The sequence below is a fragment of the Propionivibrio sp. genome, assembly GCF_047602565.1.
GTDB lineage: Bacteria > Pseudomonadota > Gammaproteobacteria > Burkholderiales > Rhodocyclaceae > Propionivibrio.
The window spans coordinates 4,673,857-4,687,488 of sequence record NZ_JASGGX010000001.1 but is presented as its reverse complement, the minus strand read 5'-3'; the positions used below and the strand labels follow the sequence as shown (position 1 = coordinate 4,687,488).

Below are 13,632 nucleotides of genomic sequence, written 5' to 3'. Positions count from 1 at the left end.
CCCCAGCACCGGCAGCAGGACCCAAAGCGCTATCGACCTTCTTGGCAACATCGATCTTCCACCCTCCCTGGAGACAATTCGGATTCCCTGCGCCGCCGATTTTCTGTCGGACCTTCGCCGCGCATGGACAAAGAGGTGCATAGCGTACATCAAGTCGCGATCCCGACGCCTCTCCGCGCGTTCTGCCGAATCGGGCGAATCGCCCGAACGAGCAAAAAAGGCGCTTTCGCGCAGGATTTCGGCGCAGTTTGATACAGATGGGACAGTAAATTGAATCTTGACTTACGGATCGCTGGCTAAGGCTTAACCGTTTTTGTATTATTTCCCTGGCTATGACTTAAGTTATAAGTTTCATTCAGTAGCATCTGGAATATCGACAAGGGAGAGGCTTTCTGCCCGAGGGAAGCGGCGATGGGCGTTTGCATTCGGATGTGCGACGACTTCTCGCGGCTGTCTTGCGGCGGGGCTGGACATGATGCGCCAAGAAGAATCTGATATTCGCCACCGCTTGCTGGTCGCACGGCTGCCAGCCATGCCCCAGATACTGCTGAAACTGATCGAGCAATGCCAGACGGAAGAAGTCGGCATGAACGCCCTGGCCGAGCTGGTGGCCAAGGACCCCGGCATGACCGGGAAAATCCTCTCGGTGGCCAACAGTTCCGCCTATCACCGCGGCAACCGCAAGCTCGGGCTCGAACATTCGCTGATGACGCTGGGCGTCGGCATCATCAAGACGCTGGTGATCAGCGAATCGGTGTTCCAGGTATTCAACAACTTCTCGCATGCCAACAGCACCGACCTGCGCGCCTTCTGGAAGCACTCGCTGTCCTCGGCCGTCCTGGCGCGCGAGATCGCCGGATTGATCAGTTATCCGCACGTCGAGGAGGCCTACCTCGCCGGGCTGCTGCACGACGTCGGCCGGCTCGCGCTGCTGGCCACCGCGCCCCGGGAATACGGCACCAATTTCCTCGCCAGGGACGACGAGATTCTCTGCGAAATCGAGGAGCGGACGCTGAAGATCACCCACCAGGAGGCCGGCGCCTGGCTGGTCGAACGCTGGAACCTGGACTCCTTCCTGTCGGACAGCGTGCTCTACCACCACGAGTCGGTGACCCGGCTGGGCAATACGCATCCGCTGATCCGCATCGTCCTGCTCGCGCACCTGCTGAGCGACAACGACACGGAGGACCCCACCGTCAAGGCGGCCGCCGCCCTGTGCGGGATCGACGACGAAGACCTGACGAAGATCGCCGCGGGCGCCTCGGCGCAGGTCAAGCAGGCGGCCGACTATCTGGGCATCGACCTGACCGGCGTCGACGAACTGGACATTCCGACCGCGGTCGATCCGGCCGCCGAACCGGCCGGCCAGTCGGCGCAAAGGAAGCTCTCCGACGAAGTGCTGCATCTGGTGCTGTCTTCCGAAGCCGGCCGCGCGCTGGCCCCGCAGCAGGGGGAAGCGACCCTGCTGGAAGCGATGAGCCGGTCGGCGCGCATCCTGTTCGATTTCGAGGATGCGCTCATCCTGCTCACCAACGGCACCGGCAACGCGCTGGTCGGCGTGCCCATCGGCGAAAACAAGCAGCGCCTGAAGGAATTCACGGTCGCCCTGACCAGCGGCGGCATCGTGGCTGAAGCAGCGCTGCAGCGCCGCACGGCGTTCATCGTGGACGACGGCAATCCGCTCGGCGTCACCGAAGAGCAACTGCTGCACATCCTCAAATGCGACGCGCTGGTCTGCCTGCCGCTGGCCGCCCACGGCCGCTGCCTGGGCCTGCTGATCGGCGGGATCGCCGCCTGGCAGACGGAGGGTCTGCGCAAACGGGAACGCTTCCTGCGATCGTTCGGCGAGCAGGCGGCGATGGCGCTCGAAACCGCGCTGGGCGAGCGCAGCGAAGCGTCGCGCCGGGTCGCCGCCGTGGTCGAGGACTACCGCGAGGCCTCGCGCAAGATCGCGCACGAGATCAACAATCCCCTGTCGATCATCAAGAACTATCTGAGCGTCCTGGATACCAAGCTCGAACGCCGCGAACCGGTGTCCGGCGAGATCTCGATCCTCAACGAGGAGATCGACCGGGTCGGCGCGATCATCCAGGGGCTCTCCAACCTCAAGCCGGCCGTGCGCGAAAACTGCGCCGAGGCCAACCGGGTCATCCGCGAAGTGGTGCGGCTGTTCCGCGACACGGAGTTCGTGCCCGATACAGTGAAGATCACAGTGCACACGCAGGATCTGCCAACCGAGGTCGAAACCAGCCCGGATACGCTCAAGCAGATCCTGGTCAATCTGGTCAAGAACGCCGTCGAGGCCGTGCGCGCGGGCGGGGAGATCCAGATCGTCAACAACGGCCACGTCAACAAGGACGGAGCGCTGTTCGTGGAAATCTGCGTGATCGACAATGGTCCGGGAATTCCCGCCGAGATTCTGTCCAACCTGTTCCAGCCGGTGCGCACCACCAAGGGCGAAGGCCACCAGGGCCTCGGCCTGTCCATCGTGCATGGGCTGATCAAGAAGCACCAGGGGCTGATCACCTGCCGCAGCAACGCGCGGGGGACGCATTTCGAAATACTGCTGCCCATCCGTAAGCCGGCCGGCCATTAGGGTCCAGACGTGTTCAGCGCGAGGAGACGATGAGTTTAATTTCCGCCAACGATTCCGCCGCTCTCGTTTTCGCCTTGAACCACAATACGGCCGCCACGGCGTTCGCCCTGACGGCGACGAGCCCCCGCCTGCTGCTCGTCGATGACGAGCCGATGCTGCTCAACAGCCTGTGCGAACTGCTCAAGGGGCGCGGCTACCAGCTGGTCACCGCGGCGACCGGCAGCGAGGCCATCGCGCATCTCGAAAAGATGAAGTTCGACCTGGCGCTGCTCGATCTGCGCCTGCCCGACTACAGCGGGCACGAGATCATGGACTTCATCAACACCAGCGGCATCGACACGAAGGTCATCGTGGTCAGCGGCGACACGGGCATCGACGCGGCGATCGGCGCCCTGAAGCGCGGCGCCTACGATTACCTGCGCAAGCCCTACACCCGCGAGGAGCTGCTGACGACGGTCGACAACGCGCTGCGGCAGAAGCGCCTGGAAAACGAAAACCGCAACATCGCGTGGCAGCTCGAATGTTCGGAAAAGCTCTACCGCTACCTCGTCGACAGCTCCCCGGACATCATCTACACGCTCAACGACGAAGGCCGGTTCACCTTCGTCAACGACCGCGCCCAGCATCTGCTCGGCTATGCGCCGTCCGAACTGATCGGCAAGCACTATTCGGAGCTGGTGCACGAGGAGGACATCGAACGCGCGCATTACGTCTTCAACGAGCGCCGCGTCGGACAGCGCGCGTCCCGCAACGTCGAACTGCGCCTCAAGGGCCAGTCGGGCAACGACCAGGAGCTGACCTTCGAAAACACCTTGATGACCATCTCCTTCAATTCGATGGGCATGTACGCGGTGGGCAGCGAGCCGACCCAGCGCGAATTCTTCGGCACCTACGGGGTGGCCAGGGACGTCACCGACCGCAAGCGGGCCGAGGCGATGATCTCGTACCAGGCCTATCACGACATCCTGACCGATCTGCCGAACCGGGTGCTGTTCAAGGACCGGCTCGGGCTGGCGGTGATCCAGGCCAAGCGCAACCAGAGCGGGCTGGCGGTGATGTTCATCGACCTGGACCGCTTCAAGCTGGTCAACGACACGCTCGGCCACGTCAAGGGCGATGAGCTGCTGCAGCAGGTGGCCACGCGGCTGAAGAACTGCCTGCGCCGCGGCGACACGCTGGCGCGCCTGGGCGGCGACGAATTCACCGTGGTGCTGCCCGAGCTGCACGACAAGACGGATGCCGAAGTCATCGCCGGCAAGTTCCTCGAAACCTTCCGCCAGCCGTTCGTCCTGGACAACGCCGAGTTCCACATTTCCGCCAGCATCGGCATCGCCGTCTATCCCGAGGACGGCGAGTCGATCGACGAGCTGCTGCGCCACGCGGACATGGCCATGTACCACGTCAAGGCGCAGGGCAAGAACGGCCACTCCTTCTACGAAGGCGCGATGTTCGACGCCACCTATCGGGAAATGGAGACTCGAAAAGAACATTCACCGGGCGCTCGAACGCAACGAGTTCATCATCTATTACCAGCCGCAGGTCGACGTGACGACGGGCCGGATTGCCGGGGCCGAGGCGCTGATCCGCTGGAACCATCCCGAATGCGGCCTGCTTTCCCCCGGCGAATTCCTGCCATCCGCCGAGGAAAACGGGCTGATGATCCAGATCAACGACTGGATGCTCGACGCCGTGTGCCGCGACATCCAGGAGCGCAACCGGCTCGGCATCGAGCCGATCCGCATCTCGATGAACATCTCGCCGCACTGCCTCGAACGCGGCGATTTCTCGGCGAGAATGCGCCGGACGCTCGCCGAATTCGACATCGCCCCGGAAATGATCGAGGTGGAGATCACCGAGAACATCTGCATCCGCAATCCGCAGCAGGTCAACGACCAACTCACGCGCCTGTGCGAACTGGGCGTCAGCGTCGCCATCGACGATTTCGGGACCGGCTACTCGTCGCTCTCCTACCTGCACCGCTTTCCGATCAACACCGTCAAGATCGATCAATCCTTCGTCAAAGAAATCCAGCGCGAGGACGGCCATTTCCCGGTCATCCTGGCGATCATTTCGATCGCCCACGGGCTGGGGCTCAACCTCGTCGCCGAGGGCGTCGAATCCGAACTCCAGGCGCGCTATCTGCAGCAGTCCGGCTGCACCACGATGCAGGGGTACTACTACTACCGGCCGCTCTCCCCGGCGGCCCTGTGCGAAACGCTGAACCGCAAGCGGGCCGCCTGCGTCTAGCCGGACGGCCCGGCCGGGATGGACCGAGGCCCGGCGGTCGCGGCCGGAGACGCCGGTTTCGTTCTATAGTGAACGGCGGGCGGAGAGCGTATGAGAACTTTTTCCGATTTGATCGTTTGCGAGCACTGCGACAGCGTCTATCGGCGCCGGCCCCTGGCCGTGGGCGAAGCGGCGCGCTGCGCCCGCTGCGCGGCGATCCTCTACCGCGCCCGCCGCATCGACGTCAACCGCTGGCTGGCGCTGACGCTCGCCGCCGCCATCGCCTTCGTCATCGCCAACGTCTGCCCGGTCATCCGCATCAGCCTGCAGGGCGTCCATAACGAGACCACGCTCTGGGAATCGGCCGCCGCGCTGGCGCAGGGCCCGATCGCCGTCATCGCCGTCCCCACCGCGCTGTCGATCATCGTGGTGCCCTTCCTGCAGATCACCCTGCTCGCCTGGGTGCTGGTCCACGCCCGCGCGGGCCGCCGCGCGCCCGGCTTCGCGCCGGCGATGCGCATGCTGGCCGCGTTGCGCCCGTGGAGCATGATCGAAGTCTGCCTGCTCGGCATCCTGGTGGCCGTCATCAAGCTCTCCAGCCTGGTGCAGGTGGCGCCCGGCGCCGGCATCTGGGCGACGGCCGGGCTGATGGTGCTGATCACGCTGATCGCCAACCGGGACACCCACCGGCTGTGGGAATTGACCGAGGCCGACCCGCCGCCGCGGACCGTGACATGAGCGAGATACCCCGGGCATCCCAGCTGCGCGTCATCGGCTGCCACGGCTGCGGGCTGGTGTGCGAGGACACGCTGGACCGGACCGGACACGCCGCCTGCCCGCGCTGCGGCAGCGCCCTGCACCGCCGCCGCCCGGACAGCATCGGACGGGCCTGGGCCCTGCTCGTCGCCGCGCTCGTCTTCTACATCCCCGCCAACGTGCTGCCGGTCATGTATACCAACATGTTCGGCCACGGCATCGACAGCACCATCATGAGCGGCGTCATCCAGTTCTGGCGGGAAGGTTCCTACGAAATCGCGCTGATCATATTCATCGCCAGCATCGCCGTGCCCTGCACCAAGTTCCTGGTCCTCGGCCTGCTGCTGACCAGCTCGCGGCGGCAAAGCCGCCGGGCCATGCGCGAACGCGCCAAGCTTTATCGCCTGATCGAACTGGTCGGCTACTGGTCCATGCTCGACGTGCTGGTCGTGGCGATCGTCTCCGCGTTGGTCAAGTTCCAGGCGCTGAGCGACATCGAGCCGCGCATCGGCATACTGTTTTTCGGCCTGGTCGTGATCCTGACCATGCTCTCGGCCATGAGCTTCGATCCACGCCTGATTTGGGACTGTGACAGAGAATGAACGACGAATCCGAACAGATGCCCGAACCCGGCGAGCCCGCCGTGATCCGCCCCCGCTGGCGCGTCTCCCTGATCTGGCTGGTGCCGGTGGTCGCCGCGTTGATCGGGATATCGATGCTGGTGCACGCCTGGCTGTCGATCGGGCCGGAAATCTCGGTCACCTTCCGCACGGCCGCCGGGCTGGAAGCCGGCAAGACGCCGGTCAAGTTCAAGGACGTGACGGTCGGCGTGGTCTCCGGCATCACGCTGGACGAGGACGGTTCGCGCATCGTCGCCACGATTTCGCTGGACAAGAGCGCCGCCAACCTGACCCGCGCCGACACCCGCTTCTGGGTCGTGCGCCCGCGCATCGGCACGAGCGGCGTGTCGGGCATCGACACCCTGTTTTCGGGCGCCTACATCGGCGTCGACAAGGGTTCCGCCACGGCGACCAGCAAGACCTTCACCGGCCTGGAAACGCCGCCCACCGTGGCCGGCGACATGCCCGGCAAGTCCTTCATCCTGCGCACCCCCGACCTGGGTTCGCTGGACATCGGCTCGCCGGTGTATTACCGGCGCGTGCAGGTCGGCCGGCTGGCCTCGCACCAGCTCGACGAAGACGGCAAATACGTCCGGCTGCAAATCTTCGTCGACGCGCCGTACGACCGCTTCGTCACCACCAACACCCGCTTCTGGAATGCCAGCGGCCTGGACGTCTCGCTCGGGACGGACGGGCTCAAGCTCAGGACGCAGTCCTTGGCGACCATCGTCTCGGGCGGCATCGCCTTCGCCGCGCCCGAGCATGAACCGGGCGAGCCCGCCGCCGAAAACTCGCTGTACGTCCTGGCCGGCGACCAGACGACCGCGATGGCGCCGCCCGACGGCCCGGCGCAGTTCTTTCAGCTGCGTTTCGAACGGCCGCTGCGAGGCCTGTCGGTCGGTGCGCCGGTGGTGTTTTCGGGCGTCGACCTGGGGAAAGTGGTGTCGATCAGCCTGGACTACGATCAGGCCAGGCACAGTTTCTCCACCGTGGTCGGCATCCTGGTCTATCCGCAGCGGCTGAGCCGGGTGCTGAAGAAGGTGCCCGTGGCGGGCAACGATCCGCAGCAGCAGGCCACCCGCTTCCTCGGCGACATGGTCGCGCGCGGCCTGCGCGCGCAGGCCCGCTCGGCCAACCTGCTGACCGGGCAGCTTTACATCTCGATCGAGCACGTGCCCAACGCGCCGAAGGTCGCCTTCGACGAATCCGCGCGCCCGCTGATGCTGCCGACCGTCAATAGCAGCTTCGACCGGGTGCAGGAACAGGTCGCCGGCATCGTCGAAAGGATCGAGAAGGTGCCTTTCGAAGCCATCGGCAAGAATCTCGACACCACGCTGGCGAGTCTGGACAAGGCGCTCAAGCAGCTGGACGGCGACGTCCTGCCGGAAGCCTCGAAGACCCTGCAGCGCGCGCAGCAGACATTCGGCACGGCGGAAAGCGCGCTGGCCGACGATGCGCCGCTGCAGCACGACCTGAGCCAGACGCTGCAGGAAGTGCAGCGCGCCGCCCGCTCGCTGCGCGTGCTGACCGATTTCCTCGGGCGCCATCCGGAATCCCTGCTGCGCGGCCGCCCGGACGACCGCGCCGCCATGCCGGCCCCGTCGCCAGTCCAATCACCAGCCCAACCGCCGGCGCAGGACCCGGTGCAGGAGCCATCACGATGAACCGCCCGATCCTACACGGCCTGACCGCCGTTTCGCTCGCCCTGGGCGCCTGCGCCTCCGCGCCGGTGCACTACCACACCCTGCTGCCGGTCCTGGAGAATCGGACGACGGCCGGCCAGCCTCCGTCCGGATTCGCGATCGACGTCCTGGCGGTCGGCATTCCGGCCCAGCTGGACCAGCCGCAGCTGGTGGTACGCCAGGGTCCGACCGGCGTCGCCGTGCTCGACGGCGAACGCTGGGCCGGGCCGCTGGGCGAGGAAGTGCGCAACGCGCTGTCGGCCGAACTCGTGCATCGCCTGCAAACCCGGGACGTCGCCGGCCTCGCCAAACCGGCGAACAAACCCGTGTTGAGGCTCAAGGTGCAGATCCGCCGGCTCGACGCCTGGCCCGGCAGCAAAGTCAGCCTCGACGCGGACTGGGCCCTGGGCTTCGCGGGCGAAGCGGCCGATGCCCGGCTGGTATGCAGCGGCCAGTTCGAAGCTGCCGCTGCGGGCGGCTATCCGGAACTGGTGCTGGGGCAGCAGCGCCTCGTCGCCGCGCTAGCGGAAAGAATCGCCGCGGACGCGCGCAACTGGGAACGCTCGCGCGCCGCGGCATGCTCGGGAAACGGCGCGGCCACCAAGGACGCAGGGCCTGCTGCCGGTTAGCGGCATCCTGAAACGTCCGCCGTCCGGCACGGCGGCGCGGCTTTGGGCAGTGGACTGGCCCCTATAATTCGGGGAATCGAACAAACGAGGCCAGCTTCGTCATGACGTTCCACGCCGACCTGCACGTACATTCCCGCCATTCCCGCGCCACCAGCCGCGACCTCGACCTGGAACACCTCGCCTGGTGGGCGGCGCGCAAGGGCATCGCGGTGGTCGCCACCGGCGATTGCGTGCACCCGGCGTGGCTGGCCGAGATGAAGGACAAGCTCGTGCCCGCCGGCAACGGCCTGTTCGCCCTGCGGCCGGACCTCGAAGCCGAGGTGCTGGCGACCCTGCCGCCGGCCTGCCGGACGCCGGTGCGCTTCATGCTCTCCACCGAGATTTCGACCATCTACAAGAAGGGCGAGCGCACGCGCAAGATCCACCACCTGATCTATCTGGCCGATTTCGCCGGCGCCGACCGGCTGGCGGCCAGCCTCGCGCGGATCGGCAACATCGCTTCCGACGGCCGGCCCATCCTCGGCCTCGATTCGCGCGATCTGCTGGAAGTGGCGCTCGAATCCGGGCCGGACACCTACCTCGTGCCGGCGCACATCTGGACGCCGTGGTTCGCCGCGCTCGGCTCGCAGTCGGGCTTCGATTCGATCCAGGAATGCTACGGCGACCTGGCCGGCCACGTTTTCGCGGTGGAAACCGGCCTGTCGTCCGACCCCGAAATGAACTGGCGGGTATCCTCGCTCGACCGCTACCGCCTGATCTCGAACTCCGACGCCCATTCGCCGGCCAAGCTCGGCCGCGAGGCGACGCGCTTCGCCGGCGCGCCGGACTTCTTCGCCATGCGCCGGGCGTTGGAGACCGGCGACGGCTACGTCGGCACCGTCGAATTCTTCCCGGAGGAAGGCAAGTACCACCTGGACGGCCACCGCGCCTGCGGCGTGTGCCTCGACCCGGTGGAAACCCTCGCCCGCGGCGGACGCTGCCCGGTGTGCGGCAAGCCGCTGACCGTCGGCGTCGCGCACCGGGTCGAGGCGCTGGCCGACCGCGCGGCCGGTCTGCCGCCGCCGACCGCCGGCGCGGTGAGCAGCCTCGTGCCGCTGCCCGAAATGCTCGCCGAAATCCTCGACAGCGGTGTCGCCTCGCGCCGCGTGGCGCATGCCTACGACCGCCTCTCGGCCGCGCTCGGGCCGGATTTCGCCATCCTCGGCGAAACGCCGGTCGAGGACATCCGCCGGGTGAACGCGCTGTTCGGCGAGGCGGTCGCCCGGCTGCGCGCCGGCCGCGTCATCCGGCAGGCCGGCTACGACGGCGAATACGGCGTCATCCGCCTGTTCGAGGACGGCGAACTGAAGCGCCTCAGCCACGGCGACCTGCTGTTCGACCTGCCCTTGCCGCCGTCCCCGCAGGCCGCGCCGGCGCCGGTCCCCGAGGTAGCCGAAGCGCCAGCGGAGCCCATGCCGCCGACGGCGCCCGCGCCCTCCGGCCACGCCGGCCTGCTCGCCGGGCTCGACGCCGATCAGGCCCGCGCCGCGGCGACGGTGGACGGTCCGCTGATCGTCGCCGCCGGCCCCGGCTCCGGCAAGACGCGCATGCTCACCCACCGCCTCGCGCACCTGATCCTCGAAGGCGGCGAACCGGCGCAGGCCTGCCTCGCCATCACCTTCACCCGCCGCGCCGCCGAGGAACTGCGCGCGCGGCTGGCCGCGCTGATCCCGGCCAGCGCGGGCGAATGCGCGATCCACACCTTCCATTCCCTCGGGCTGGCCTTCCTCCACGCCGAAGGCGCGGCCGCCGGCCTGCCGGCGGACTTCCGCATCGCCGACGAGCGCGAACGCGCCGCCGCGCTCGCCGCCGACCTCGATCTCAGCCACGCCAAGGCGATGCGCCTGCTGAAAACCGTGTCGCTGCTCAAGCGCACCGGCGCGCCACCGGCCGATGAGGAAAGCGCCGCCGCGCTGGCCACCTGCCGCCGGCTCGGCCAGGCCGGCCAGTGGGTGGATTTCGACGATCTAGTCGGGCTGCCGGTGGACATCCTCGAAAACGACCCGGCCGTCGCGGCCCGCTGGCGGCGACGCTTCCGCCACATCTGCGTCGACGAGTTCCAGGACGTGGATGCGCGCCAGTACCGGCTGCTGCAACTGCTCGCGCCCGACGCCGCGAGCCTCTGCGCCATCGGCGACCCGAACCAGGCGATCTACGGCTTCCGCGGCGCCGACGCCGGCTGCTTCGCCCGCTTCGGCCAGGATTTCCAAGGCGCCCGCACGCTGCGCCTCGGGCGCAACTACCGCTCCACCGGCAGCATCGTCGGCGCCGCCGCGCAGGTCATCGGCAACGGCACGCCCGACGACGTCACCCGGCCGATGCGCGAGCCGCTGATCCTGTACGCCGCCGCGGACGAACGGGCCGAAGCCGACTTCGTCGCCGCCACGATCGAAAGCCTGCTCGGCGGCCACGACATGCTCGCCGCCGGCCGCAAGGGCGCCGCCCGCGATGGCGGCGGGCTCGGCTTCGCCGACTTCGCCGTGCTCTACCGCACCGACGCGCAGGCCGCCGCGCTGCGCGACGCCCTCGACCGGGCCGGCATCCCGTACAAGAAAAGCTCGCCCGCGCCCATCGCCAACCAGCCGCTGGTGACGGCGCTGCTCGACGCCCTGGCCGGGCAGGACGGCGAACGACAGACCGCCGTCCTGCCCTCCCGCATTGCCGCCGCGGCCGAACAATTGCGCCCGGAGCAGGACGCCGCCGGCCAGGCAGCGCTGGCCGAAGCCCGCCGGTGGCTCGGTGCGCTCGCCGCCGACGCGGCGGACGAAACGCAACTGCGTGAACGGGTCGCGCTATCCACCGAGGCCGATTTCTGGGACGCCCGCGCCGACCGCGCTTCGCTGCTCACCATGCACGCCGCCAAAGGACTGGAGTTCCCGGTGGTATTCGTGGTCGGCGTCGAGGACGGGCTGGTGCCCTTCTCATGGAACGCCGCCGGCGAGGCCGACCCCGGCGCGGCGGCCGAGGAACGCCGCCTGTTCTATGTCGCCCTGACCCGCGCCAAGGACCGGCTGTTCCTCACCCGCGCCCGCGAACGCGCCTGGCGCGGCCAGCGCCGCACGCCGCCGCCCTCGCCTTTCCTGGATGACATCGCGCCGGAATTGCTGCGCACGCAGGACGCCCCGCCGCGCAAGGCGCGCGCGGAACAGCAGCAGTACAAGCTGTTCTGAAGCGCGCCATGCCATGCGCTTGCCGTGGGCCGGCTGCTACAGCGTTCGATGTGAGCGAAAGCCTACGAAGAAGCCCGAATCACTCCCGCGCCATCATCAACACAGGTCCGCCCATACCTTCGGCAATGACTGCCGGCACGCATACCAAGAGCTCTTCGGCGAGCTTGTCTCACCAGGCCGTTTTTTCTAGTTTTTCCATCAGCGTCAGCGCGTTGGGAACCGCCTCGCCGCGCGCGGTATTGTCGAAAATACACCAGACCTCGGTATTCGAATTTCGAGCGACGATGATCCGCGCGGCCACCGCTTCGATGAACGGTTCGTCATATGCGGAGTAATAGATCTCCGGCGAACCATGCAGCCGGATGTACAGCGTACCCAGGTCACCCGCCGGTTCGACGCCGGCAACCGGCGGCGGGTCGGCGCGCACACAGGCGACCCCGGCATTTTTCATCGTTTCCGCACCTTCCTCGGTAAACCACGTCGCGTGGCGCGGTTCGCAGACGACACGTGCGTCCGTGAGGCTATGCAGCAGCGAAAAAAATTTTCGTGCCGCGGCCTCGTCCAACGCCAGGCTGGGTGGCAACTGCAGCAACAGGCACCCTAGTTTTTCGCCCAAAGGCGCGACCTCTTGCACGAATTCGCCAACGGCGGCATCCGCGTCGCGCAACCTGAGTTCGTGCGAGATCCTTCGCGGAATCTTGACCGAAAACCGGAATGCATCGGGCACGCTCGCCGCCCACCGGGCATAAGTTTTCGGCTGGTGCGGACGATAGAACGACGAGTTGATCTCAACCGCAGAGAAGACCCGCGCATACCGCTCAAGATGGCTGCCCTGCGCGGGAAATCGCGCCGCTACCCTGGCCGACAGCCCCCATCCGGCACATCCGATACGTATCGGCGAGGCCGGGAATTCGGATTGAAATTCCCGGACGCCGAGGACCGGGATCTCCCCCGGCGCGGGCGCCTCGCGTCCGTCTGCCGGAAGCGGCGTCTTCATTTACGGACTTTGCAAAAGCCGTCTCCGCACATTGCTGCCCCATCCGACGCGGTATCCGGCTCCGTATCCGAGGCTGCGTCCGAAGCGATCGGCGCCTGTTCGCGCAAGACGCGCACGAACTCCTCCACGTCGCGCGCTCCAGACACCGATACCTGCCCGTCGATCACGAAGTAAGGTACTCCGCGAATCCCCAATTCGGCCGCCTGCCGCTCATCGGCACGCACCTCGTCGGCAAAGCGGTCGCTGGCCAGCACCGCATCCACGTCCGTGGCCGCCAACCCCGTCTCGAGCGCCAGCGCACGCAGCACCTGCCGATCGCCGATTTCCTGCCCTTCGGTGAAATAGGCGCGCAGAAAGCGTTCCTTGACCTTGTCGCCGATTCCGTCGTGCCTGGCCAAATGAATCAGGCGATGGGCATCGAAGGTGTTGCCCGGCTTGGCGATACGCCACTGGAAATCCAATCCCATGCGGCGCGCTTCCTGTTCCTCATGATTCAGAATGCCAAGCGCGCGTTGGCGGCCAAAGCCATACAGATGATCCATCACGTCCGGCAGCGGCATTCCATACGACCGGGGTGCAGAAGGATTCAGTTCGAAGCTGTGCCATTCGGTTTGCGCCGTGATGCCGGTCTGCTCCAGCGCCGCCTCCAGCTTGCGTTTGCCGATGTAGCAAAACGGGCAAATGACGTCCGACCAAATATCGATCTTCATGATTGCTTCTCCTATCATGCAGAAAACCGGAATCTGAACCGGGTTCAGGATTCACCATTGCCGCCGCCCGGCGGCACCTTCCCTGCACCGTGTCTGACGCCCGTTGCCTTGGCAGCATCGTCCAGATCATGGATGGCCGCCACCGGCAGATTGAATCCGTTGCGCCGGGCGATCGTGAGAATCTCGCCCATCATTTTGGTTCCGTAA

Annotated in this window: 10 protein-coding genes and 1 pseudogene; 8 read left to right on the top strand and 3 right to left on the bottom strand. The window is 66.8% G+C overall.

Annotated elements, in window-relative coordinates; genetic code table 11:
• The first annotated feature begins 532 nt into the window (after positions 1 to 532).
• The 8 genes and pseudogenes from QM701_RS22115 to QM701_RS22080 all read left to right on the top strand — a co-directional run bounded on the left by QM701_RS22115 (position 533) and on the right by QM701_RS22080 (position 11,718).
• On the top strand, positions 533 to 2,596 hold the full coding sequence (locus QM701_RS22115; RefSeq protein ID WP_415169150.1) for an HDOD domain-containing protein: 2,064 nt from the start codon (positions 533 to 535) through the stop codon (positions 2,594 to 2,596).
• Positions 2,597 to 2,625: 29 nt separating this feature from the next.
• A pseudogene (locus QM701_RS22110) lies at positions 2,626 to 3,963 on the top strand (diguanylate cyclase domain-containing protein); the annotation flags it as partial.
• 178 nt (positions 3,964 to 4,141) lie between these two features.
• Positions 4,142 to 4,843 (top strand): putative bifunctional diguanylate cyclase/phosphodiesterase, encoded by a 702-nt coding sequence (locus tag QM701_RS22105; RefSeq protein ID WP_415169149.1) that lies wholly within the window; start codon positions 4,142 to 4,144, stop codon positions 4,841 to 4,843.
• 90 nt (positions 4,844 to 4,933) lie between these two features.
• Positions 4,934 to 5,560 (top strand): paraquat-inducible protein A, encoded by a 627-nt coding sequence (locus QM701_RS22100; protein ID WP_415169148.1) that lies wholly within the window; start codon positions 4,934 to 4,936, stop codon positions 5,558 to 5,560.
• Positions 5,557 to 6,180 (top strand): paraquat-inducible protein A, encoded by a 624-nt coding sequence (locus QM701_RS22095; protein ID WP_415169147.1) that lies wholly within the window; start codon positions 5,557 to 5,559, stop codon positions 6,178 to 6,180. Before QM701_RS22100 ends, QM701_RS22095 begins: the two co-directional genes overlap by 4 nt.
• Positions 6,177 to 7,862: an intermembrane transport protein PqiB gene (locus QM701_RS22090; protein WP_415169146.1), complete on the top strand. Its 1,686-nt coding sequence runs from the start codon at positions 6,177 to 6,179 to the stop codon at positions 7,860 to 7,862. The genes QM701_RS22095 and QM701_RS22090 overlap by 4 nt, the downstream gene beginning before the upstream one ends.
• Positions 7,859 to 8,509, top strand: a complete 651-nt coding sequence (locus QM701_RS22085) for a membrane integrity-associated transporter subunit PqiC (protein WP_415169145.1) — start codon at positions 7,859 to 7,861, stop codon at positions 8,507 to 8,509. The genes QM701_RS22090 and QM701_RS22085 overlap by 4 nt, the downstream gene beginning before the upstream one ends.
• A 101-nt stretch (positions 8,510 to 8,610) precedes the next feature.
• On the top strand, positions 8,611 to 11,718 hold the full coding sequence (locus QM701_RS22080; protein ID WP_415169144.1) for a UvrD-helicase domain-containing protein: 3,108 nt from the start codon (positions 8,611 to 8,613) through the stop codon (positions 11,716 to 11,718).
• Between the two features lie 169 nt (positions 11,719 to 11,887).
• Here QM701_RS22080 and QM701_RS22075 read toward each other — a convergent pair whose 3' ends face one another.
• The 3 genes from QM701_RS22075 to QM701_RS22065 are packed head-to-tail and all read right to left on the bottom strand — an operon-like array spanning position 11,888 to position 13,619.
• Positions 11,888 to 12,715, bottom strand: coding sequence for a DUF72 domain-containing protein (locus tag QM701_RS22075; RefSeq protein WP_415169143.1), 828 nt, complete (start codon positions 12,713 to 12,715; stop codon positions 11,888 to 11,890).
• Entirely contained in the window at positions 12,712 to 13,425 is a 714-nt protein-coding gene (locus tag QM701_RS22070; protein ID WP_415169142.1) for a DsbA family oxidoreductase, read from the bottom strand. Before QM701_RS22070 ends, QM701_RS22075 begins: the two co-directional genes overlap by 4 nt.
• A gap of 44 nt (positions 13,426 to 13,469) precedes the next feature.
• Positions 13,470 to 13,619, bottom strand: coding sequence for a hypothetical protein (locus tag QM701_RS22065; RefSeq protein ID WP_415169141.1), 150 nt, complete (start codon positions 13,617 to 13,619; stop codon positions 13,470 to 13,472).
• Between the last annotated feature and the right edge of the window lie 13 nt (positions 13,620 to 13,632).

Bases quoted from the DNA above. Each gene is read 5' to 3' on its own strand.
- QM701_RS22070 (WP_415169142.1), bottom strand. From the start codon at position 13,425: ATGAAGATCGATATTTGGTCGGACGTCATTTGCCCGTTTTGCTACATC.
- QM701_RS22100 (WP_415169148.1), top strand. From the start codon at position 4,934: ATGAGAACTTTTTCCGATTTGATCGTTTGCGAGCACTGCGACAGCGTC.
- QM701_RS22080 (WP_415169144.1), top strand. From the start codon at position 8,611: ATGACGTTCCACGCCGACCTGCACGTACATTCCCGCCATTCCCGCGCC.
- QM701_RS22065 (WP_415169141.1), bottom strand. From the start codon at position 13,619: ATGATGGGCGAGATTCTCACGATCGCCCGGCGCAACGGATTCAATCTG.
- QM701_RS22095 (WP_415169147.1), top strand. From the start codon at position 5,557: ATGAGCGAGATACCCCGGGCATCCCAGCTGCGCGTCATCGGCTGCCAC.
- QM701_RS22115 (WP_415169150.1), top strand. From the start codon at position 533: ATGCCCCAGATACTGCTGAAACTGATCGAGCAATGCCAGACGGAAGAA.
- QM701_RS22085 (WP_415169145.1), top strand. From the start codon at position 7,859: ATGAACCGCCCGATCCTACACGGCCTGACCGCCGTTTCGCTCGCCCTG.
- QM701_RS22075 (WP_415169143.1), bottom strand. From the start codon at position 12,715: ATGAAGACGCCGCTTCCGGCAGACGGACGCGAGGCGCCCGCGCCGGGG.
- QM701_RS22090 (WP_415169146.1), top strand. From the start codon at position 6,177: ATGAACGACGAATCCGAACAGATGCCCGAACCCGGCGAGCCCGCCGTG.